General features: G+C 43.2%; 18 protein-coding genes and 2 pseudogenes. 3 read left to right on the top strand and 17 right to left on the bottom strand.

Features of this window, described 5'->3' with window-relative positions:
* Nucleotides 1–308 precede the first annotated feature (308 nt).
* Complete coding sequence (locus tag QUA00_RS28455; RefSeq protein ID WP_333143363.1) at nucleotides 309–1175, bottom strand: lipid kinase; 867 nt, start codon at nucleotides 1173–1175, stop codon at nucleotides 309–311.
* A gap of 228 nt (nucleotides 1176–1403) precedes the next feature.
* On the opposite strand from QUA00_RS28455, the gene QUA00_RS28450 reads away from it, so the two are divergent.
* Nucleotides 1404–2702, top strand: a complete 1299-nt coding sequence (locus QUA00_RS28450; RefSeq protein WP_333411936.1) for a HEAT repeat domain-containing protein — start codon at nucleotides 1404–1406, stop codon at nucleotides 2700–2702.
* On the opposite strand, the gene QUA00_RS28445 is transcribed toward QUA00_RS28450, so the two are convergent.
* The 12 genes and pseudogenes from QUA00_RS28445 to QUA00_RS28395 all read right to left on the bottom strand — a co-directional run bounded on the left by QUA00_RS28445 (nucleotide 2699) and on the right by QUA00_RS28395 (nucleotide 13034).
* A complete protein-coding gene (locus QUA00_RS28445) occupies nucleotides 2699–2866 on the bottom strand; it encodes a hypothetical protein (RefSeq protein WP_333411935.1) in 168 nt (55 codons plus the stop codon). The genes QUA00_RS28450 and QUA00_RS28445 overlap by 4 nt on opposite strands.
* Nucleotides 2832–3968: an aminotransferase class I/II-fold pyridoxal phosphate-dependent enzyme gene (locus tag QUA00_RS28440; protein WP_333411934.1), complete on the bottom strand. Its 1137-nt coding sequence runs from the start codon at nucleotides 3966–3968 to the stop codon at nucleotides 2832–2834. Before QUA00_RS28440 ends, QUA00_RS28445 begins: the two co-directional genes overlap by 35 nt.
* Nucleotides 3969–3975: 7 nt before the next feature.
* Complete coding sequence (locus QUA00_RS28435; protein ID WP_333411933.1) at nucleotides 3976–5043, bottom strand: peptidoglycan bridge formation glycyltransferase FemA/FemB family protein; 1068 nt, start codon at nucleotides 5041–5043, stop codon at nucleotides 3976–3978.
* A gap of 2 nt (nucleotides 5044–5045) precedes the next feature.
* Nucleotides 5046–5816 carry a GNAT family N-acetyltransferase gene (locus QUA00_RS28430; RefSeq protein WP_333300647.1) on the bottom strand — a complete coding sequence of 257 codons (771 nt, stop codon included), beginning with the start codon at nucleotides 5814–5816 and terminating at the stop codon, nucleotides 5046–5048.
* Nucleotides 5788–6414, bottom strand: a complete 627-nt coding sequence (locus QUA00_RS28425) for a sugar transferase (RefSeq protein ID WP_333411932.1) — start codon at nucleotides 6412–6414, stop codon at nucleotides 5788–5790. The genes QUA00_RS28430 and QUA00_RS28425 overlap by 29 nt, the downstream gene beginning before the upstream one ends.
* Nucleotides 6415–6494: 80 nt before the next feature.
* Nucleotides 6495–7508, bottom strand: coding sequence for an ATP-grasp domain-containing protein (locus QUA00_RS28420; protein WP_333411931.1), 1014 nt, complete (start codon nucleotides 7506–7508; stop codon nucleotides 6495–6497).
* Nucleotides 7509–7593: 85 nt separating this feature from the next.
* On the bottom strand, nucleotides 7594–8835 hold the full coding sequence (locus QUA00_RS28415; protein WP_333411930.1) for an alanine racemase: 1242 nt from the start codon (nucleotides 8833–8835) through the stop codon (nucleotides 7594–7596).
* A 127-nt stretch (nucleotides 8836–8962) separates the two neighbouring features.
* Nucleotides 8963–9595 (bottom strand): sugar transferase, encoded by a 633-nt coding sequence (locus tag QUA00_RS28410; RefSeq protein WP_333143371.1) that lies wholly within the window; start codon nucleotides 9593–9595, stop codon nucleotides 8963–8965.
* Nucleotides 9596–9722: 127 nt separating this feature from the next.
* Nucleotides 9723–10586 carry a serine/threonine-protein kinase gene (locus QUA00_RS28405; protein ID WP_333143372.1) on the bottom strand — a complete coding sequence of 288 codons (864 nt, stop codon included), beginning with the start codon at nucleotides 10584–10586 and terminating at the stop codon, nucleotides 9723–9725.
* Between the two features lie 12 nt (nucleotides 10587–10598).
* Nucleotides 10599–10676, bottom strand: a pseudogene (locus tag QUA00_RS36960) (4-Cys prefix domain-containing protein); the annotation flags it as partial.
* Between the two features lie 34 nt (nucleotides 10677–10710).
* Nucleotides 10711–11847 (bottom strand): glycosyltransferase, encoded by a 1137-nt coding sequence (locus tag QUA00_RS28400; protein ID WP_333411929.1) that lies wholly within the window; start codon nucleotides 11845–11847, stop codon nucleotides 10711–10713.
* Nucleotides 11844–13034: a glycosyltransferase family 4 protein gene (locus tag QUA00_RS28395; protein ID WP_333143374.1), complete on the bottom strand. Its 1191-nt coding sequence runs from the start codon at nucleotides 13032–13034 to the stop codon at nucleotides 11844–11846. The genes QUA00_RS28400 and QUA00_RS28395 overlap by 4 nt, the downstream gene beginning before the upstream one ends.
* A 248-nt stretch (nucleotides 13035–13282) precedes the next feature.
* Here QUA00_RS28395 and QUA00_RS28390 point away from each other — a divergent pair, with 248 nt between their 5' ends.
* A complete protein-coding gene (locus tag QUA00_RS28390) occupies nucleotides 13283–15022 on the top strand; it encodes a glycosyl hydrolase family 28-related protein (protein WP_333411928.1) in 1740 nt (579 codons plus the stop codon).
* A 21-nt stretch (nucleotides 15023–15043) separates the two neighbouring features.
* Here the strand turns inward: QUA00_RS28390 and wzy are convergent, their stop codons facing one another.
* The 4 genes from wzy to QUA00_RS28370 form a co-directional block, all read right to left on the bottom strand.
* The gene (wzy, locus tag QUA00_RS28385) at nucleotides 15044–16504 is read right to left on the bottom strand and encodes an O-antigen polysaccharide polymerase Wzy (RefSeq protein WP_333411927.1); all 1461 of its coding nucleotides are present in this window, start codon (nucleotides 16502–16504) and stop codon (nucleotides 15044–15046) included.
* Nucleotides 16482–17687, bottom strand: coding sequence for a glycosyltransferase (locus tag QUA00_RS28380; protein ID WP_333411926.1), 1206 nt, complete (start codon nucleotides 17685–17687; stop codon nucleotides 16482–16484). Before QUA00_RS28380 ends, wzy begins: the two co-directional genes overlap by 23 nt.
* The gene (locus tag QUA00_RS28375; protein WP_333411925.1) at nucleotides 17644–18969 is read right to left on the bottom strand and encodes an oligosaccharide flippase family protein; all 1326 of its coding nucleotides are present in this window, start codon (nucleotides 18967–18969) and stop codon (nucleotides 17644–17646) included. The genes QUA00_RS28380 and QUA00_RS28375 overlap by 44 nt, the downstream gene beginning before the upstream one ends.
* Nucleotides 18970–19049: 80 nt before the next feature.
* Entirely contained in the window at nucleotides 19050–21827 is a 2778-nt protein-coding gene (locus tag QUA00_RS28370) for a polysaccharide biosynthesis protein (protein ID WP_333411924.1), read from the bottom strand.
* Nucleotides 21828–23137: 1310 nt separating this feature from the next.
* Between QUA00_RS28370 and QUA00_RS28365 the strand changes: the two are divergent.
* A pseudogene (locus QUA00_RS28365) lies at nucleotides 23138–24019 on the top strand (RNA-guided endonuclease InsQ/TnpB family protein); the annotation flags it as partial.

Here is a 24019-nt window from a genome sequence, read left to right as displayed (position 1 = left end):
TATTGATTAATTAATTGTGGCACGGGCATCTTGCCCGTGGCTAATATCTGAACAGGCAAGATGCCTGTTCCACAACACAATATAATTTATTGATTAATTAATTGTGGCACGGGCATCTTGCCCGTGGCTAATATCTGAACAGGCAAGATGCCTGTTCCACAACATAATATAATTTATTGATTAATTGTGGCACGGGCATCTTGCCCGTGGCTAATATCTGAACAGGCAAGATGCCTGTTCCACAACATAATTATATATGAACAGGCAAGATGCCTGTTCCACAACATAATTATATTAGTTGTGAGTCATCAAGGAGCTATAACTGCTAAAGCTTGGGGAATCACTCGGAATTTGGCAGGCGTGTAAGTTGTGATTTCACCGTCAGTATTAATCGGACGGCGTTTGCTAGTATTAACCTCAAATTCTTGAGCGTACAAGGCGCGAACGTTAGGCGAACTGGTATAATTTCCTTGCCTCATAGCCGGCAGCAAACCAATGATTTCCCACCAGTGTATTGTTTCCAAACTGTACAAATCCAGTCGCCAGTCGTCGATGGTGGCATCCTCGGCAACTGTCATGCCACCTCCGTAATAGCGGCCGTTGCCAATGGCAATTTGAATAGTTTTAACCTTAAAAGATTGGTTTTTTACCTTAATTTCTGCTCGAAACGGTCGCGCTGACAAAATTGTCTGCAAAGCAGTAAAAGCATAAGCTAACACTCCCCAGCGCTGCTTGACGTTTTTAGTCAGTCGCTGGGTAATTTCCACGCTTAGTCCCAAACTCGCAACATTAAAAAAATGTTGGCCGTTCACCCAACCTAAGTCTATTAGCCGAACTTTACCGCTGGCAATTACTTGACAAGCTGCGGATAAAGCTGTAGGAATTTTCAGAGTGCGGGCTAAGTCGTTAGCAGTTCCCATCGGCAAAATACCCAAGGGTAACTTGGTGTCTATCAAACCTTCTATGGCGGCGTTGAGAGTGCCGTCGCCGCCGCCGATTATTACTAATTCGACTTGATTTTGGTAGCGCCGAATTGTTTGGGGAATTTCGTGGGCGTGGTCGGTAGATTCTATAATTAACTCAAAACCCAGTGCTTCTAATTCTCCAGTGGCTTGAGATAATAGCTTTTGCCCTTTTCGGGAGTGCTGGTTTACTAAAAGTAGAGCTTTCTTCATTTGTTAATTTTTAATTAGGAATATTGCGTATTTTAAATTACAAAAAGTATAGCTTGATGCCTTAACTGCATGAAATTAATGCTTTACTTCCATTTTAGCAGTTATGATGGATTGACAAAAATGTTAAAAAATGGATAATTGTAGCAAAAGATTCGTAAAAAGTAGCTCCCTCCCGCTCTGACCTAGCAGCAAAAAACCTCGCTTCTCGATCGCCACTAAATTAAAATCATGTCTAATTTTTTAGAACAAGCGCAAGTCGCTGCCGATCGCCAAAACTGGCCTGGGTTAGTCGAATGCTTGCAGCAAGTGACAGCCGACGGTAGCAAGCCGCAGGAACAACACATTTTAGAGCAAGCTGTCAGTTTAGCAATAGAAGCCTTAAAATGGGGCGATTTTCAAGACCGTTGGGAAATTGCTAAAGTATTGCCAAATCTGGGAGATGGCGCGATCGCACCTTTAATTGCCGTGCTCGAAGACGAAGACGCAGACACCGAGCCCCGGTGGTTCGCCGCCCGCATTCTCGGAAAGTTTGATCCCCCGGAAGTGATTCAAGCTTTAGTAGAATTAGTCAAAAATTCCGACGAAGAATTGAGCCAAATCGCCGCCGAAACCCTAGGGAATTTCGGCCCGACAGCCATAGAATCTCTCGCAACTCTCTTGCAGCAAGAAGACTCGCGACAGTTTGCCACAGCAGCACTCGCTCAAATTCGGCGCACCGAAACCATCCCACCGCTGTTGAGCGTAGTCGGAGACTCTCAAGTTGCGGTGCGGGCATCCGCAATCGAGGCCCTGAGCAGCTTTCACGACTCCCGCATCCCGCCGGTACTGGTAGCAGCACTCAAAGATCCGGCGACAGCAGTCAGAAAAGAAGCCGTGCGAGCTCTCGGAGTGCGCGCCTATTTAGATGCAGAATTAGATTTAGTTAACTTGCTCAAACCTTTGCTTTCGGACATCCGATTAGAAGTTTGTCAGCAAGCGGCGATCGCGATCGGACGAGTGAAAACCGATGCTGCAGCCACTGCTTTATTTGAATTGCTGCGATCGCCGATAACTCCGGTTGAATTGCAAATCGAAACTGTGCGCGCCCTAAGCTGGATGGAAACTGCAACCGCTTTAGCATATTTGCATGAGACATTAATGGCGCAATTTATTAACATAAATTCTACTGTTTGTCAAGAGATTGTCACTGTTTTAGGGCGAGTGGAAAAGCCGGAATTAAAAGCTGCTGCTGCTGAAATTCTGATTGATTTGTTGAAAACAAATCATCCGGCCCTGCAGGAGGCAGTCAGCAAAAAATCTTTAGCTTTAGGTTTAGGAAAATTAGGAGATATGAGAGGGCTAGATGCTCTGATTTCAATGTTGGGCGACGCAGACAGCAGCGTCAGGCTGCACTGCACGGCTGCGCTCAAACAGCTAAATGCGATGGAGGCTAGGCCGAAATTAGAAAACTTAGTTAAGCAAGAGAGTCTCGAACCAAGATTAAAACAGGGAATTGCGATCGCATTGCAAGAATGGCAACAAAATTAATCAAAAGACAAAATACCCAACTCCCCAACTTCTTGAATAAGTCGGGGATATAATAGCGATCGCATCTTTCTTCTTCCTGCCTCCGTTACATCCGTTACAAAATCCGTTGCCGAACTTCCTTCGGCTATATTATCGATGTTCTTTGTGAATTTGGGCGATCGCACTTGTCACTCGCTCTAAATCTTCATCAGTTAAATTAGAGCCAGAAGGCAAACAAAGCCCGTACTCGAATAACTCTTCGGCCACCGCACCGCCCATACATTCGCAATCAGCAAATACTGGCTGTAAATGTAAAGGTTTCCAAACAGGACGCGCTTCTATTTTCTCTTGAGCAAGCGCGAGGCGAACTTGTTCTCTATCTGCACCGAAAGCGGCCGGATCGATCGTTAAACAAGTCAGCCAGCGAGTCGCGCGTCCAAAAGCAGCTTCCGGCATAAATTCAATTCCCGGCAAGTTTCCTAAAGCTTGTTTGTAAAAGTCAAAATTGCGTCGTCTAGCTTGAACTCGCTCCTCCAAAACCCGTAATTGACCGCGACCAATTCCAGCCAAAACATTGCTGAGACGGTAATTGTAGCCAATTTCTGAGTGTTGGTAATGAGGAGCGGGGTCGCGGGCTTGTGTCGCCAAAAAACGAGCTTTTTCTACCAGTTTTTGGTCATCGGAAACTAACATTCCGCCGCCGGAAGTGGTGATAATTTTATTGCCGTTGAATGAGAAAATGCCGATTTTACCGACGCTTCCAGGCGATCGATTTTTATAGGTAGCCCCTAGAGATTCTGCCGCATCTTCTATTAGCGGAATTTCATAAGTATTGCAAGCTTCCAGAATGGGGTCGATATCGCAACTTTGACCATAAAGGTGTACGATAACAACAGCTTTGGGTAATTTACCAGTTTTGGCTCGTTTGTCAAGCGCTGATCGCAATAATTCGGGATTCATGTTCCAAGAAGTGCGATCGCTATCAATAAAAACTGGTTTGGCGCCAAGATAAGTAATCGGGCTAGCAGTCGCAATAAAAGTCAGAGTAGAGCAAAAAACTTCATCTCCCGAACCGACACCAATTAATTGTAAAGCCAAATGCAAAGCTGCGGTACCGGAACTAACAGCCGCTGCGTGTTTAGCGCCAACTACCTCGCAGAATTCTTGCTCGAAAGCATCTACATGGGGGCCAACGGGGGCGATCCAGTTGGTATCAAAGGCTTCTTTGACGAACTCTTGTTCGAGGGAACCCATGTGAGGTGTTGAAAGGAGAATTTGTTTTGTCATTTGATCTTCATTTTGGAGAACGATAGGCCGGAAAAAAGTTTAACTTGAGGAGTTCTTGAGGCTCAATATTTAAATATTTTGCCCTTAATCTGACCAGATAATTATATTTTTCTTCATCTACAATCAAGCGCATCGTTAAGTATTTGTGCCTTTGCTTGGAAAATCCTGATTTGAAATGGAAAAGAGAATCTTTTTCGCCTCCAACTCCACCTCCAAGATGTAATACTTCATTGCCGCGCTCTTTGGCCCATAATCGAGTATAATCTATTTGTAAGCTATTAGGAGATTGTTTTAAAAATTTGTTTTGTGTGGCGCTAAAGATGCTCTGAACGATACCGCAACATTCTGTATACAAACCACCACTTGCAATTTCGTTATCCAACTCAACCAGGCATAGGTGCATTTTTTCCCCAAAAGCATCTGCCATATTCAGAAAATACTCTAAGTTGAAAGAATAATAATACTCTGCTGCTTCTACGCGCTGCATGGTTATTTGATAAATTTCGATAAATTTATCGATATATAGCTGAACAGGCATCATTCTTGCTGTAAAACCGGCCTGCTTGCATTTAGTTATTGACTGTCGCTGATTGCGTCTAGTGTTCTGCCACATTTCGGCTTCAGAAATTCGCAAGTCAATAGAGACAGTTTCTCCAGTGATTTGGCAAATATTCGGATTTAAAATTTGCTCTAACGCTCCATTAAGTAGAGGATGCAGCCGTAAAAAAGCCGAACAGACGTTTTTGGCGCGTAAAACTTGCGTTAATTCATTTATTGCTAAATTCAAAAACTCAGGTGTAGCAGCTTCGTTCAACAGCATTCCCGGATAGCCATAAGGGGATACCACATCAAATACTTCTAATATATTCTCTTCCCCTACTCTATCGCACGGACGCACAAGATAGGGCAAAAAGAACATTTTTTCATCATCAACTATTAAAATAGCCTCTGGGCTATATTCAGTTCTTTTTGCCTCTAGATTCACATACCCTGGCAAATGATAAATATCATGGCGTACTTTTTGCAGGTTAGATAACCACCAACTACTTGATAAGTTAACAATTTGTGTATCCATTGTTAGAGTTTTTTTTCCATTTTCAAAAACTTTATGGGTTGCTTTGGCAGAGCTAAAATTATTTGATCGGATCTAACAAAAATTTTATTACGATTGGGATCGATTAATTTTAAAGCATAGGTTAACCTGTCATCTTCTAGACAACTATAATCGGGTATACGCCAGTAAGCTTTACCTAATCTACCAATCTTGAGAATGTCTGAATTATTAATAGACAGCATTATATATGAGAAACCATAGCTATATTGCCATGCTTCTGCTTCCAGCCAATTTTTTACTTCAAACGAGCATTTATGCGTACAAAAGTAATCTATTGGTACTTCATATAAAAATTTACAACACTTGACTTCATAGCCCATTTTTTTGTATAAACTTAAAGCGATCTGATTATTGATATCCACATCTAAACTAATTTTTTCGATGTGATGCTTTTGGCATTCTGCCAGGAGATAAGCTAACATTTGTTTCGCTATACCTTGGCGTTGAAATTCAGGAGCAACGGCTAAATAATTTATACTTAGGCATTCCCCATAAAATTTAGCATTTACATATCCAGCGAGATTGCCTGTTAAAGTTGCTGTAAAAAATTCGGGATATTTTTGATTCATATCCGCGTCTTCTATCACTTTACTAATATATCGCGATACCAGGGGGCTCACAAAAAGCCAGTCGCATATAAAATGTTTTGGGAAAGCATTTCTATGTATGCTTTCTATACTACTACTTTCTGATGGTAAAGCTTTCCTAACCCTCGCACTGTTTTCGTTCATCATCTAAGTCCTTCATTATGTAACTGGGGACTACAGCAACCGCTTCTCTTCGCAGCACTTTTTCAACCGTTTGAACCAAAATTTTTACATCCATAAATAAAGACCAATTTTCAACGTAGTATACATCGAAAGCAAGTCTTTCATCCCATAACAGGTGATTCCGACCGTTAATTTGTGCTAATCCAGTAATGCCTGGAAGTACATCGTGCCTTTTTGTTTCTTTTTCCGAAAAATAAGGTAAGTATGTGGGCAAAAGCGGTCTTGGGCCAACAAAACTCATCTGGCCTTTGAGAACGTTCCACAGTTGAGGAAGTTCGTCCAGACTGGTTTTACGCAAGAATTGACCGAGGGATGTAAGGCGTTGCTTATCGGGGAGCAAATTACCCTCGGCGTCGCGCTCACTCGTCATAGTGCGAAACTTGTAGACGTTAAAAATGCGACTGTCTTTGCCGGGACGCGCTTGGGTAAAAAAAACTGGACTACCCATGCGGATATGGATAGCGATCGCAACTATCAACAGTATAGGAGAAAAGATTAGTAGTGCGATCGCAGCAACTACTCTATCTAATACCCACTTAATTAATTTGCTGAATTGAGTCATTGGTGGTTGGTGATTAGTTACCAATTTTTTGGTTTCCATCGCGATCGCTCAAGCGATAGTATTTGTATGGATACCGATTACTATTTACGAACAGTCACAAGGCGATCGCATTTGGAAGAAGCTATATTTGCTTCCACGGTTAACCAATTAGGATCGGGTTCCTCTCCCTTAGCCCAAGCTATTAAGGCTGCCGGAATATTTGCCCCTGCCATCTGGGAAAAGGGATATCCACCACCAAAACGCGGGTTCAATTCCAGCACGCACAAACCTTTTTGTCCCACCATTACGTCGCAGTCCAGGTTGCCGATATGACCCAATTTTTGACCAATTTTCGCACCCAACTGTTTAATTTCTTCATTTTCGACCGTCACAGCCCGATCGGTTTCTCCGGCTCGCATGGTCAGCTTGCGCTTGACAAAAGTAGTTATGTATGAGCCATCTAAATTATTGATAATATCCAGACCGTGTTCTTGTCCGATTACTCGCTCTTGAATTAAGATACACCGATCGGGATCGGAGGAACTTACTTCGGCTAAGAACGATTTCATCAGCGATTTTTTAACAAAGCGATAAGCTAATTCCAATTCTTCGTCATCTTCGGGATATTCAATGCCAATAGATGCACTGCCCCACCGAGGTTTAACTACTAACGGAAAAGATATTTCTCCTTGGGCTATCGCTTGCCTTGCTTCCTCCAAAGAAAGATAACTTTTTGGGGCAGAAATGCCGAGGTTTTGTAAGAATTGAAATGTCGCAAACTTGTCAAAACAAATATCGATAACTTCGGGAGAAGAAACAAGTGGGATCGTTCCTATTTCGAGAAAGCGATCGCGTTGTTTGGCCAGGTAAGGCAATTCTAAATCGTTCAGCGGAATCACCAACCGCACCTGATTTTGCTGACAGATAGCCAGCAACTTATCGAAATAATCGCTGTGGTTGATCGGCGGCAACAAAAACTTTTCGTCAGCTTCTTGTAATGTCGGCGCTTCTAAAGTAGCATCACAAGCCAATACTTTTCCTCCATTTCCTAGTGCTTCTTGGAAGAATTTCAACAGATAGTTGCGGCGTCCCGCACAAGTCAAGATTACGTTCATATTTTTGAGCGTTTGCGAACAGCAGATTAAATTTTGAACTTGCAGTTTCCCGCACAAGTCAAGAGTACATGGATTGTTGTGCTGCTTATATCACATAAGTAGAGAACACATCCTGAGAAGTTTCTCCCCGTCTGATTAGTGTATACTCGTTCTGGATGGAGTCATAGCTAATTATGGGCGGATTCGGGCGGATAAATGGTGGTTTGAAGACTACAGTATAAGCACCCATATTCTCAACAACTGCATAATCTCCTATACCTATTTCGCCGGAATATTCCTTGTATAAACAATCGTGTTCCATACAAGTATATCCGACGATATCAACTTTTCCTGCAAGTTTTCGGCGAGCGCTATTTTCGTCGTTTCCGTAAACTCGCAAGGACAAAATTTTATCAGTCCCGGTTGGTTTTACGTTGTGAATGCTACCAACTACGAGGGCAATTTGGCGAGAGCGCACTGTTTTTAATCCCACAACTTTCGCCACGAAATTCAACACATCGGACACAATAGCTACACCCGGTTCAATAATTAATTCCGGACCAGAGTTATCGGGATATTTGCTTTTTACTTGCGACGCAACCGCTTCGGCATATTCCTGATAGTTGGGAATATAGCCCTCAAATTGACTCTTTAAATCATCGGTCATTTTCCCGTAGAAACCGCCGCCTATATCGATATATCTCGGCTGTTTATCCTTGAAATAATGATCGGTTAATTCGATAATTTTCTGAGTCCGGCGAGCGAAGGATTCAGTGCTTCTTGCCGCAGTGGAAATGTGGCAGTGGAGTCCATCGACCGAACCATTATTTAATGCTGTCAATCTTTTGAAAGCACGATCGAGTTCGCCTCCTGCTACATCAAACCCAAATCGAGATATGCGAGTGGTGTCAATCTCGAAATTACATCTTAATCCCACCGCTATTTTCTGTTCGGGTAATCTTTCGGCCAAAGCTTCGACCATTTCTACTTCTTCTAAGCAGTCCAAATTGACTATGGAACCAGCCAAAATAGCTTTTTCCATATCTTCTTGTTGCTTCAGTGGACCATTGAAAATAATGCGGGTGGGAGGTACGCCGATCGCGATCGCTAAATCATACTCCATTTGGGAGACTACTTCGGCATATCCTCCCATAGAATGCACGGTTTGGCATAACTTGGGGATGTAATTAGTTTTGTAAGAATAACCCAGGTTGGTATTCGGATAAATGGAACGGAAACCTTGGAGGAATTCTTTATAGTTATTTTCAAATTGTCTGAGATCCAAAATGAAAAAAGAATCGCCGTATTCTTTCTCTAAGTTGTGAAGTGTTTGCCAAGACAGTGCCATTTTTCTATCCTTATCCTGCTCTGATTTAACCAGACAACGATTCTGTTTTACTCTTCTACGGTGTCTCAGATGCACTTAAAAATTTTTCCACCAGTTGATCAAGTCTAACGCACCCTAGTAACGATTGTCAATTATTTCCATTGAAGTCTTCCACTGTGGCATGATTGGCTTGGCTGATCCCTTCTTTTTTGACTACTTTCCATACCGTCAAGAAAAGTATTTTCAGATCAAGCCACAAACTCCAATTATCCACATACCAAACATCTAGTTTGAATTTTTGTTCCCAAGAAATGGTATTGCGCCCGTTAATTTGTGCCCACCCTGTAATTCCCGGCATCACGTCATGGCGGCGTGCTTGTTCGGGACTGTAACGTTCTAGATATTCGACCATTAAAGGACGCGGCCCCACAAAACTCATATCACCCTTAAGAACATTCCAAAGTTGGGGTAGTTCATCTAAACTGGTTTTCCGTAAAAATTGACCGATCGCAGTCAGGCGTTTTTCATCACTTAAAAGATTGCCATCGGCGTCGCAATCGCTCGTCATCGTGCGAAACTTGTAGAATCGGAAAACTTCGCCGTTTTTGCCCGGCCGCGGTTGGGTAAAGACAATTGGGCTACCCATGCGAAGGTAAATGGCGATCGCCACTATTAGTATTGCGGGAGAGAAAACCAAAAGGGCGATCGCTGCCACTAACCTATCTAATACAAACTTAACTAATTTACTCAATTGGATGCTTCGTGATTGGTCATTATTCATGGTCTATTCTCTACTTGTAGTTATTGGCTAACAAATTTATCGGTGTCAATTGCGCCCTTTCAAAGGATAGTTTTTCTCTGGATATACTAGCGCATTAATCTTTATATCCTTGCTCAAGCATTATAAATTATAATTTTTTCAATTTATTGGCATCGAGTTCTTCCTTAATAATTCTTATTTCCTCCAATATTTCCCCTGCGTTTTTGTAGCGATCTGAAACATTAGGTGTCATCAATTTATCGATTAAATTTCCCGACCGCTCGGAGACCCCATTTATAGCATATTTTCGCCAAGTTAAAACCTTATATTTTCCATCGTACATTGATTCATCTTTTGGTTCTTTACCTGTAAGCAAATAAACAAAAGTTCGTCCTAGCGAAAAAAAGTCTGATTGAGGCAAACAATAATTTCTGTTTTGTTCGGGAGGTGTATAACCGTCTGTTTCAGTCTTTGTAAATATGAAGGCGCTGATTACTTTCCTTATATAGGCATAAGTCTTGTAGATTAAATCTCTTTTTATAGCCCCAGCAAAGTCAATCAACACCAGCTTACCACTCTTCTCGATCATAATATTATTGGCTCTTACATCGCGATGTAAATATTTCCGCTGATGCACAAAATTTAGAATATTTACTATCTGCTCTAACCATTCAATGGCTTGTTTCTGGTCAATAGGTTGGTGTTGTTGCAGCCATTCCTTTAAAGTGCAACCCTCAATTTTTTCCATGACAACGCAATGCAAACTCTTGCCATTACTTACCGGGTGTTGAAAGTAACAATCGGCCTTGGGAATCGCCGGATGCTCCAAATTTTTTAATACCTCTACTTCTTGCCGAAAAAGCTGTATTATCCTTGGCTTATTGTTGTAACGTTGTTGCAAAACCTTCAAAATTTTGGGCGTACCATTATCATCGACCAGGTAGATCGAACTATAGCCCGGATCGCAAAAATCGCGAATTAATTTTGTTACCAAATAGCGATTTTGCAACACTAAATTGCTCCCGCAACTTTGACAATATCGCTCTCTGGAATCTACCAGCAAATTTCGTTGGGTGCAGTCTGGGTTAAGGCAAATACTCATAGCTGATTCCGTCTTATGCTTCGGCTGGTTGTAATTAATTCGATAAAGCTTCACTATACAGATTTCCGTATAGATCTAAGATATGGGGCACGTCATAATTAACCATATCTTCTCGTCCGCGCTTGCCCATTTCTTGAGCTTCTTTGGGATGGTCTAAAATCCATGCCATTGCTTTGGCAATTTCCTTCACATCTCCCAATTTAACCAGCAGTCCATTGCCATCTTTTAATAAATCGCGGGTGCCCCGAATTTCTGTACCGATAACAGGGACTTCCATGCACAAAGATTCCATGACGCAATTAGGTAGACCTTCTTGATCGGAAGCAATCAAAGTAGCTACAGACGCACGCATCAAAACGGGAATATCTCGTCGCACTCCCAAAAAATGCACTTGCTTTTGAATTCCCAACTCGGATGCGAGTTGCTGCATTTCCTCTAAAATTCTGCCATTTCCGGCAAAAGCTAAGTGAACTTGAGGCCGTTCTAGTTTAGCTAATGCCTTTAAAATATCCCAAGGACGCTTGCGGAGAATAAATTCAGCCACTGATAAAAACAACGGATTCTCCGGTGCTAACCCCAACTCTTCACGGACACGGTTTATTTCAGTTTCCGAAATGGCATGGGGATTAAAGCGATCGAGATTTAATCCAGTTCCGGGAATGTAATGGACTCGTTCGGCAGCAATCAAACCATAACGTTTTGCCGCTGCTTCATCTTGGCGATTAACGACTACTAGATAGTCCGTCCCAGATCCTGCAATCTTTTCCAGTCCCAAGAAGATCGCATTTTTATGCGGTGCACCACCCTCGTAAAAATGAAAGCCTTGGGCTGTGTAGATTACTTTTACTTTTCCCTGCTTTCTCCAATTATTCAGAGCGTAGCGAGTAACGAAAGCAGCTACAGGCGTAGAAACATTTACTAAGTCGTATTGCTCTTGCAAAAAGGCCTGCCGAATTTGTGCCGGAGCACTAATCAAATTTTTGGGATCGAGGGGATTGCGCGACCATTCAACATCCCAAACGCGATCGAAAAATTGTAGGTATTCCTTGCTAGTGGACAGCTCTTTCGCCATCGCATCTACTCGCCAACCTTGACTCCGTAAGTGCTTGGTCAAAGGCAGAAAAAAGTCAAGGGTATCGGGGATAGTAGTAACAATTAAAAGTTTGTTCATTTTTTTGCCCTCAAGCATGCTTCTGTTTGCTCTCGCACGTAGCGATAAAATACCAGCCGCTGCTGGCGGAGAACTTCATCTGTATACTCTTTGGCTTTCTCCAAGTTACGGGCTGACATCTGCGCCATGCGATCGGGATCTGTTACTACCTCCCGAATTTTAGTCGCTAAGGCATTTACATTACCAGGCGACACCATATCCTCATCTGGCAGTAATTCGGGAATGCCACCGACGGTAGAGCCAATACAAGGCAAAGCTCTTGCCATTGCTTCTACCATTGCTCTGGGCAAGCCTTCTTGGTATGAGGGGAGAATGAAAAGGTCGGCGCGATCTAACTGGGTGCGTACTGCATCCCCAGATGGCAACTGACCGAGGAAAGAAACTTGCTTTCCCAAGCCCAATGCTTTGGCTTGTTCTTCCAGTTCTGCTCTGTATTGGCCATCGCCAACCATAATTAATTCAATATTGATCCCCTCCTGCAAACAGATTGCCACAGCTTCAATCAAAATATTGGGAGCTTTATATAGTTGGGCTAAGGAACCTACAAACAGGATCGTAAAAATTCCTGTTTCCCCGCGCCGGGGACGGGGTGCAGCCACCAGCGAATCTTCTAAAATTTCTACATCTGAGACACCAATCGATAAATTGGGGCAAGGATATCGTTTTTGTAAAGCTTCTTTGGTCACATAGGCAGCAGCGCAGGCTTCTTGGCATTCGCGCCGCAAACCTCGTGGAAACCACCAACGAAAAAGAGGGCGCAAGGGATGCTTGATGGAACCGGGCGCAAATACATCATAAGGGTCTGCCACAATTTCTACACCGTAGGGATGTCTGATTTTACACAACATCGGTTGGATGCAGGAAGCTATTTGGGAACTCAGGCGTAAAATTACGGCATCGTCTGGGCCGACAGCGTTTCTGGCCGCCTGTTTGACTTGTCGCGCCTTGCGGAGATACTGCCAAGGGCCGATGTAGTATGGAATGGGGGCAAAGGAAACTCCCTCGCCGTCTGCGCGTTGCCAATCTGAAGGCACGCGGGGTACATCGCGGGTACGGGCTACTACGCTGACGCGATCGAATACTTCTAAGTAGCGCGTCCAGAAGCTATAGGGAAAGGTTGTTTGCGTCCACACTTTTCCATCTGGCGTGCGATCGAACCGATATTCAAGGGTTACAACAACTTTCATCTATCGACAGCCCCTACAATTAATTTACTAGAAACCTTCTATTTCTAATATAGAATCGATAAAAAAATATTATTTTTACAAAAAAATTAAATTTGGTAAATTTATTCTCCCTAGCCTAAAGTTTTTTGCGTGAATAAACTATAATTTATAACATAGCATCTACATTAAGGCAGATTGTTAAAAATTGTTACAAAAATATTTTTTTTCATGTATCGCAACTGCGATCGCTCCTCCTGGAAACAAAGGCTATGAAATATAAAATATCAAAAATCGTGCTACTTAAAACCTTGTTGCTTACGGTAGGATTAGGATTTATAGTAATTTTATCGTTGAGGGTCTTAAATAAACTTAACACTCAACGACAACCCGATGTAACTGCGGAAAATGGACAGCAGTCTATCCCTATTAGAAGCGAGATAGCGCGGGCGGCATCTGCACGAGCGTCCCAATTAAAAAGTAATCCTGATTTACAGCAATCGTCTCTAAATGTTAGAGTTACTGCCCCGATTCAATCTACCATGTTGGCAAAACCTGTTACTGTTTCTGTCAAAGACTTTGGAGCTATTGGCAACGGCATTGCAGATGACACCAGCGCTATTCAAAAAGCAATTGATGCCGTCGATGGTTCTGGGGGCGGAATATTATTTTTCCCCACTGGAATTTATAAGGTTAGTATTAACCCTGGTAGCTTACAAGCTATTACCATTCGACCAAAGGTAATTTTAAGCGGGTCTGGACATCACAACAGCATTATTAAATTAGCGGATAGACAAGGTAATTATAGCGCTATTTTAGCAGGGGAAAAACCCAAAACCGATCTTTCTGATTTTGGTATGTATAATATTGCCATTGATGGTAACGGCACTGCCAATCCAGTTAGCTCCGAATCCGAGCTTGAAGGCAACACAAAACATAGATACGCGCTCCGTATTTTTGCAGGTAAAAGAATTCATATAGCGGGGTGTAGATTTACAAGTCTCAACAATGTTAATGCGATCTCTGTCAACGGCGAGCTATTAGTATCTGACGTAGAAATTAAAAATAACATTTTTGAATTAATAGGTGGAGGCAGCGTCGATTACGATCACTCAACAATTTACAGCCATGCCAAAAAAGTGAGGATATCTCATAATTATTTCTCTTCCAGGGATGGTGCGGGAACACCTGGAGCAAGGACGGCTATTGAGATTCACGGAGATGACCAAATTGTTGATAATAACATAATTCATGGTTTTACAAATGGTATATATGTTACGGGTTTCGCCATCAGTTCCAACAATCAAACGATCGCCCATAATATCATCAAAGAAGCTAACACAGGTATTGCAATATGGTCTTATTTTTACAAAACTAATACTACCAATCCAGCCATCGGCAATTGCACAATATCCCATAATCAAATTAGCCTAAATATTAATGATTGGCGCAAATTGGGGGGTGATACTAGCAGCGCGGGTATTTGGTTAGAGCCAAGATCCGACGCACCGATCGAAAACCTAAACATTCTGAACAATCAAATTTATTTTAGTAATTTCTCTGGGAATGGTAGCGGTGGCGACAATCTGGCTAATGGCATAAAATTATGGAGATATAAATTTCCCAAGGTGGTAACTAAAAATCTCCGCATTTTGGGAAACACAATTGAAAACTCTCTAGGTGGAGGTATTTATATATCCATGCCGATCGTTGGCGGGGAAATCTCCCATAACACTATTCTAAATCCGGGTCGAAGTAGCGGTTCTTTTAATGACTATTACAGAGCGGCAATCATTGTTGACGGATTGTTCGATCGGGTGAAAGTTAATGACAATTCTCTAGTTGATAATCAAACAGCAAACACCATGAAGGCCGGAATTATTTGGGAGAGTAATTGCGTGGCTAACTGTGAGGTTAAGAGAAACTCTTTGCAAGTAGCTAGCGGTGATACGCTGCAACTTTTTCGCTCTAAATCTAGTAGCAACAATCACAACGTTAACTTCTTACCCTAAAAACATCAAACTATTGACAGCTTATGCGATCAATTTTTTGGATCGTAACCAGCCTAGCAAGCGCACGCTCCCATAGGGAATCTGAGAGTACCATACTAAAGAACGAATCTGAGAAATAGAATCAGAGCGGGCGTAAAACATGAAAAAAGAAAGGAAGCTGGCAACCATTGCCATTTTAGCTGGATTCTCCGATCGGGTTGCCCATAAAGTAAGTTTTCCTACCAGAAAACCAAGTAATCCCAAGGCAATGAGTCCTCCCGCCCAACCAAAATTGAGATAAGCTTCGGCAATAAAAGAAAACCCTAAGCTACCACCTCTGGCAGCAAAGCTGGGCTTAATTTGCCGGGTTAACCATTTACCGCAGGTGCCTCGCTCAATAGTCGGGTGAATTTTCCAAAACAAATTAGGAATCAGGGTAAGTAAGGCATAGAAGTAGTCAGCCCCCAAGTTGTAACCATGAACCTTGGGAACGAGTTCGAGGGTGTAAGCAACGGTGTTTATCGAACCTCCCATTTCAGAGATAATTTCTGCAACAGGATTATTCATAGAAGACAAGGTTTGCAACAGCGAATCAGCAGATAAACGATCTTGACCTGCAGAATTTCTAGTAGCTCCAACCAAAGGCAGAACAATGAATCCTAAAAAGCCACCCACCCCGAATAATAAAGTTTTAGGAATTGGGTAAATCATTTTATTCCATAGCCATGCAAAGGCAATCAATGGCATTACGGCTTGATTTCTTTGGCCTAAGAAAAACCTAGTTGCTACATAAACAACGATCACAGATGCAGATATAAATTGACTTTTGGGTATCTTTGTACTGCTAGCAAGTATAAACAGAGAGGCTGGCACAAGAAAATCAGACAAGATTTGAGGTGCTGCACTAAAACTGGTAGCATCATCTTGTTGGTAAAGGCTAAAATAGCCACCAGATAAAACAATGCTAATAGTTTGTTGGATTACGATCAAAGATGGCAAAAACGATATGCTAAAAAATGTCCATCCAACTTTAGAAGTATCCTTCCGAACAGTTTCTAAGTCTTTTTTTTGCTTTGCTTTGGCACCTCTGACTTTTCCGTGAACAGCACTAATTAATCCCCCTAAATGAAATGATGATAAACCAAGGAGCACAAAAAACAGGGTTTTGAGGAGGCTTTCTGATGTGAGTTCTCCATCTAAAATACCCTCCGGATTCATGTGAAAAACTTCTAACAGTGCCTGCCCGCCGTTAAATAGTACCGCTGACAGAAAAAACAACAGATAAGGGTTAAATAAGCTTTGTGTAACCAGATACCACGACCAATATGTCCAAATAGCGAGTGCCATGAACAAACAACAGGTAGGATAAATCAGCGACTCAGCTTCTAAACCCCATAAATCATACAGCAAGTAGAACAAATTCAAACTTGCCACAATAAAACAATGAGCCGCAAGAACTAAAAGGCTAACTTTATCTGCTCTAATATTTGGGGCACGATTCATCGCGATAAGTTTTTGTTAGTGATTTTACACTAAATGCTATATTAAATGGGCTGCTTTCTAGAATAGCTCGACTTTCTGCGCGGGTAAGGAGCGAGGCGGCATTTCTAGCTGCCAAAACTGCATCAGCCCACACGGAGGCTGGTTGGGACAGACTGATGCGTTGCACTAAAGGCTTGACTATATCTACCTCTTCTGTAATAACATCCGACAAAATAAAGGGCAACCCAGTGGCTTGAGCTTCTATTCCTACTACTGGTAATCCCTCATGAAGGGATGGCAACATGAAAACATTCATTACACCAAGCATCAGGCGGGGTACGTCTCGTCGGTTGCCTGCAAATATAATATGGTCGGTTAAACCCATCTCAATTGCTTTTTGCTCGATATGCGGAAGTAGGGAACCACTACCTATCAGTAACAGGTAGATTTTAGGTTCTCGCTTGGCAATTTCCGCTGCTATTTCCAACAGAAATAGGTGGTTTTTTTGTTCTTCAAATCTACCTACGTGACCAACTACAAAAGCATCATCAGGTATACCTAATTCACCCCGTACTGACACTGGATCGAGCTGTTCTCCAAATGGCGTTAGGTCGATGCCATAGTAGAGAATTTGCCAACGGGGGTCGCTTTTCCAAGCAGGACCAAACAGATCGACGGCTGCTTTCTGGCTGCATCCGAGTCCTAAAGTAGCATACTTACTAATCCACCGTCGGGTTAAACTTAAATACCATTGTCGAGACCATTTCGCCTTTGCTTCAGCTGAGGAAGTATCGTTATGGCTGTGGGCAATCCGGATGGCTACTCCTGCCTGCTTCGCCAAGCGAAGAACGTAACCGCTGAAGTAATGAACGTGACTGTGAACTATATTGTATGGGCCATAATCGCGGAGAATTTGTTTGAATTGAGGGCTGTATATCCACGGTTGGTGGATGTGAGGGCAACGGATAATTCGACTGCCAAGGGCGAGAACTTCATCGTCGTAAGCGCAGGGTTCGGTAGTGTGAACCAGAAAATCCATCTGGAAGCGATCGCGATCGATATGTCTGAGGACGTGCATGAGCCAAGTTTCGATCCCACCTTGGCTCATGCCTCCTACGACGTGGAGGATGCGTATTAAACCGCCATCGCTCAATTTAGCTTTATGATTCTGCGTTTGAATATCTACTGATTTGATGGAGTACATAGAAAATAATTCCCAAACTTAAAAATAGTTGCACAACTGACGCAATAATTAAGGCAAACGCTGCTCCTCGCAGTCCGTAAGCGGGAATTAACCACAAGCCCGTTGTCGCTGAAGCCCCTGTTACTAAAGTAAACAAAGGCAATTGAATGCGGAAGCACCTAGCAGCTGTCAGAGCGGAACTTAGAAAAGAGCATCCGTAACCAATACCTGCGGCTATCATCAACCACACTAATATATCTGCCTGCTCGGCATATTCAGGTCTATAAATCAGAGTGAGAAGCTGCCGACCGACCACCATAGCCACTAGGACGACCGCCCCACCCAGCCCGAACCCAAATTGTACCAGCTTAAACAGAAGCTTGCGGAAAGCAGCGCTATCTCCCGCTGCGTAGTATTTTGCCAATCGCGGACTGGCTGAATGCCCTAGCGAACTTATGACCATTGTTCCTGCGACCATTAGGTAAGATATGGCACCAAAAATTCCCAGTTCTCGCTCGCCCAAATACCGCTGGATAAAGTAGCGAGGGATATTTGTATTGAGGGAAATCAGCATCATCACCAAACCTAGAGGAAGGGCAAGCCAAATCAGCTTAACTAGGGTTTTCCAATCCCAGCGCGGTTGGAGGGGATTTTTAATTACTACTGGTGACTGAAGCGCCAGTTCTGGCAAATTCTCCCCTTCTAATAAAGGAGGAGATTTCAGCAGTAATGCCCCACTACGAACGTCGAAAGTAAAGAGAAGAACAGCCCAAGCAACAGTCAAACCTACTACGCCCCCTAAAACAGTCCTCGTTGAGTAGACTCCTATGCCCAACATGACCAGTGAAAGTGGCCCTTTAATCATTAGGGATAGGGCAATGCGATCCATTCGTTCGTGGTTCTGGATCAGTCCGTAAAATACATCACTGATCGACTCAAATCCTTTGGCTAAAGCCAACGTTAAAATAACCAGCGATGTCTCCCAGCGATATCCCGCTGCGATCACAATCCCTGCCACAATCAAAATTCCCAAGAATATACCGATCAATCTGAGTCCCAGATAGTCCCCGAAAAGATACTCGTGTTTAGCATCAGTTGCCTGGATCGATCGCAGTTGCAGATTTGTCAGCATGAATACGGGCGCTGTCACTGCCAATCCCAAGGTAAATTGACCCACCATTTCAGGACTGCCCAATTTAGCAAGCACCACCAACATCCCCCACTGGGAAGCGGCATAAATGAGGTTGCCCGTGAAAGTCCAGGAAAAATTCCGGCGCAATGTTAGTGGTTTCAACTGTTGCATTAGTAACTAATTACCTGCGTGCTAATTGGTGAATTCCCAATCGTGTATTTCCCCTTTCCAACTTTTTCACAAATGTCCCATTAACTTTTAACAGCCATACCCCCAATCAATTTTTCTACCTTAGAGCCTTCTACAGGCTTCGAGAAAAAGTATCCCTGTCCGTAGACGCACTTCATAGATTTTAGCTGAGCTATTTGCCAGCTCGTTTCTACTCCTGTGGCAATCATGCCCATACCTAACTCTTGAGTTATGGCAATAATTTTGTGAAAAATTTCTAAGTTGGGGTTGCTAGCATCCAGGCCGGTGACTAGAGAGCAATCTAGCTTCAAACTGTCGAATTTCCCATACTTCAGCCGCGTCAATTGGTAGAGCTGAGTTAATGATACATCACTAAGACCACAGTGGTCGATTTGTACTTGCACCCCTAAAGTTTTAAGTTTGAGAAAAACAGACCCAGCCAACTCGGAATTTTCCGTCACAACATACTCAGGAATTTCTAACCTCAAACTCTGAGCATCGAGATTTGTTTCTTTCAATATTTTGGCAATCGTCTCAATTAAGTCAGCTTGGAAAAACTGTTTGCTAGTCAGATTCACGCTGACTGTTAAAGGAGCGTTAAGACGAAATTGCGACTGCCAAATCCGCATCTGGCTGCAAGCTTGCCCCAGTACCCACTCGCCAATAGGAACAATCAAGCCAGTTTCTTCTGCCGCTGGTAGGAATTCGTCTGGCCAAAGCAAACCTCGATTCGGGTGCTGCCAGCGCAACAGCGCTTCAAAACTATTAATCTTATTAGTTTCCAGGCAGACGATCGGCTGATAGTGAATCCGAAACTCCTCATTTGCCAGAGCCACACGCAAATCATTCTCTAACTGAATAGATGCTGCACTGCTAATCTTTGCCACAGGGGTTGTTTTTTGGGCTGTAGTGGCGTCCCAATTGGCGGTTGAATACCCTGGTACGTACTCAGGCACTAACTGCTGTAACATTGAGACTATTAAAGTGGTATCATTGCGATCGCCTGCTTGACAAAGGGCTTCTACTTCCTGGTCAATATTTTCTTTCACTAGGCGGCTGGCATTGCCGAGACTCAGAATTTTTTCGTGTTTAGTGCGGTTGTATTTCTCGCCCGGAATAAACAGTTCTTCAAACAATTTTTCTCCCGGCCGCAGCCCTGTAAACGCGATTTCTATGTCTTTACCCACTTCATATCCTGAGAGCCGAATCAAATCTTTTGCTAAATCAAAAATTCTGACTGGTTCCCCCATCTCCAGCATGAATACTTCCCCGCCCTTGCCGATGACTGCTGCCTGCAAAACCAGTTGAACTGCCTCGGGAATGGTCATGAAATAGCGAGTGATATCTGGATGGGTAATTGTGATCGGCCCGCCCTCAGCAATTTGTCGCTTGAAAGTAGGTACGACGCTACCGCGGCTGCCAAGAACATTACCGAAACGAACCACTACAAATGGGTTTTTGCTTTTTTTGGCTGCTTGCAGCACCAGCATTTCGGCAACTCTTTTGCTAGCTCCCATAATGCTAGTTGGATTCACCGCTTTGTCGGTGGAAATCATCACAAATTGTTGCACATTGTATTTCAATGCCAGATCCAGCAGATTTTTCGTCCCCCGCACATTGTTAGTAATCGCTTCCGGCGGGTTTAATTCCATCATGGGTACGTGTTTGTGAGCGGCCGCATGAAAAATGATGTCTGGTCTCATTGTTAGAAAAACGTACTCTAAGCGCTCGCGAAAGCGAATATCGGCCATAAAGGCTGTCACGCGAGTAATATCTGTTGGGATTTTGCTGGTTTTTTTGAGTTCTGACAGGACTTTTCCTAATTCTTGTTGAATGTTGAATACAGAATTTTCTCCGTGTCCGACGATGATGATTTCCGCAGGAGCGCACTTTAATATTTGCCGACAAAGTTCGCTGCCGATGGAGCCACCCGCACCGGTAATTAGAACTTTCTTGCCTCCAATCAATCCCAAGACTTTCTCAACATCGGTTTGAATGGGTTCGCGGCGGAGCAAGTCCTCAATCTGTACTTCTCTGAGGCTACCTAAACTGACACGACCGTTGATGATTTCATTGAGGCCGGGGAGCGTGCTGGTTGGAATCCCAATTGACTGACAAATTTCTACGATTTCCCTAATCTCTTTTCCCGGAGCTGAGGGGATGGCAATCATAACTTTGTCGATATTTAGCGATCGAACTACCTCCGGAATGTTACAGCGATTGCCGACTACAGTCAGTCTGCCAATCTGCTTGGAGATTTTTTTGCGGTCGTCGTCTATGAAAGCGATTGGATCGAGTCCTACCTCTGGGCTCCTCTGCATCGTTTGCATCAGAGATGTGCCTGCACTGCCCGCACCGACTATCAGGACGCGATCGCGTTGCTGAACTTTCCACGATTTTTGGTTCCATCTTTCCAGGGCTGGAATGCTGAAACGAATCGCCGCCACTAACAAAAAGCTGATCATAGCGTCTAGTAGCGGCAGCGATCGTGGCAGATTGGCGATCGGCGAATTATTTAGCTGGTAGAGTTCTTGGAACAAGATAATTTCCCCTGCTAGGGATATACCTATCAGCATCGTTATTTGTGCCATTTCTTCCAGGCCCGCATACCGCCAGTAACGCTTGTAGAAGCCGCCGGCATAAAATACTAGAAGTTTGACTGCTACAAATAATACTGTAACTACCGCTAGGCTCTGTAAGTAGGGAGTCAGATCCAATATGCCATCTAAACGAATTTCCAAGGCCAGTAACGGTGCGATCGCAAAACAAATTGCATCGATTATCAAAAAATGACGGGTTCTTAATCCCACCAACACTTTGCTAATTTTTTTTCTGATCATATTCTTCCGACGCTATTAGACAACAACTTTACCGTAAGTAGATCGAGTACCTAATGTTGAGGTAGTTTTTTATACCACCCTCTCCCCTGATATTAATCAACCTTTTAATCGTCGGGCCTCACTCAAGTGATATTATGGTTAAGGAGAGATTATCAAGAAGATGTCCCGTCTCTTAATTTCATTTTGGAGAGGATTTTTTCAGCTAAAATTTATAGATGCCACCTTATTGCTGCGTCTATCTTCTCCTACTACTGGTTCGATCGCTCAGAACTTTACAATTATTTACATAATTTCACCCAAAAATATTTCTCTAGGGGGATGGCAAACAATATATGTGTTAAAACCATGACAATGCTTGACTTAAGTGATACAGTGGATATCCTCAATAATGAGTTTAAAAGCCTAGGGCGTGTTTTCTTGCCTCGTTGTATCCTCGAAAATAGGCGTGCTCCGGCAGGGAGTCTTGAGGAACCCTTGGAGACTTAAGTACGGAACAGTGGGATTAGTTAAAACCGCTACTACCACCGCTCCAACCCAAAACCGGTAAGCCTGCGCCACGACCATCGACAAGTTGTCAATGGCATTATGTCGATACTCAGAACCGGGACTCCGTGGTGAGACCCGCCAAAACGTTATAGTAAGTGGGTTCAGGGTGGCAACACGGTTTTATCGGTGGCAAAAAGCCGATCAAAGGAAATAAGTCTTATAAGGCCTACAAGCCGATACGGACCAACTCCGAAAGCTAGACTATCCGGTTCATTACGTCACTCGAACCGTGATTCGTGCCCGCCAACTCTCGGCTATGGTGGAAAAAAGAAGGCGAATCACAGGAAAAACTAGGTCGTTCTCGTGGTGGTTTTAGTACCAAAATACACATACGTTAAAGTGAGGGTAAAGGTAAACCTATAACTTTTATTCTGAGTCGCTTGTCAACGTAACAAGTCAATTTTTTTAGAACCATTGATGGAACAAGGAGCAGTAAGCGCATTCTGGTGCAGGTCCTCCGCGTCAACCCCCTGAAAGATTCGTAGGAGACAAAGGCGATCGCACGTCGTCGCATCCTTCGCGATCTACGTCGGCGAGGTATCCGTTTTACCATCCCACGACTTTCAAATGAACTGCGTCGCGATCCTTTTATCCGTGAAATCTACCGTCAACGCAATATAGTTGAATCTGCTATCAACCGACTCAAGCAATGGAGACGTATTGTAAAACTTCGTTGAGTTTATAAGCAATTATAAACAATAGTAGTATGATATTATCATGGTGGTCGAGTGAACTACACATAGGTTAAAAAATGGAAGCCTTAAATGCAACTAACTCCAGAGGCACATCATTAAATCAACGTCACACCGTTTCGCCCAAATTGACGAATTAGCTTTCAAATCCAAAAACCTCTACAATGCCGCCAATTACGTCATTCGTCAGAGCTTTATTTATGGATGGAAGTATGTCAGTTATAACGAAATGAACCGCTTGATGAAGTCTCATGAAGCCTACAAGGCTTTGCCTGCCAAAGTCAGCCAGCAAATCTTGATGGTGCTAGACAAGAATTGGAAATCTTTTTTTGAGGCGGTTAAAGCTTACAAGGCTGATTCTTCCAAATTCACTGGTCGCCCAAAACTGCCAAAGTACAAAGATAAAATCAAAGGGCGAAACCTTCTCATCTACACAATTCAAGCGATTAGTAGCAAACAGTTGAAAAAGGGAATCATTAAGCTTTCGGGTACTGAGCTTTCAATTAAAACCAAAGTCAGCCCCGACCTGGTTTGCCAAGTTAGACTGGTTCCGAAATGTGATTCCTATGTAATTGAGGTAATTTACGATGAACCGGAGTCCACCCTTGGCGAGGCAAACTCTGTAGCTAGTATTGATTTGGGGCTGGATAATTTAGTAGCGCTAACTTCAAATCAACCGGGATTTATCCCTTTGTTGATTAACGGGCGACCCTTAAAATCGATCAACCAGTTCTACAACAAACGCCAAGCAAAATTACAATCCCAATTGAGAGGAAATCGCCAAACTTCACCACGGATTCAGCGCTTAACACGCTGTCGCAATCAGAAAGTCGATAATTACTTACATCATACCAGTCGTGTGATTGTTGATCGTTTGACAGCAGAACAAATTGGGACGTTAGTAATTGGCAAGAATGCCCAGTGGAAAACTGAAATCGAGTTAGGGAAGAGAAC

Origin of the sequence: Microcoleus sp. T2B6, assembly GCF_036700475.1 — a bacterium.
In the GTDB taxonomy this organism is placed as follows: Bacteria; Cyanobacteriota; Cyanobacteriia; order Cyanobacteriales; family Microcoleaceae; genus Microcoleus.
The sequence above is the reverse complement of the archived record's forward strand: the minus strand, read 5'-3'. Positions and strand labels throughout refer to the sequence as shown.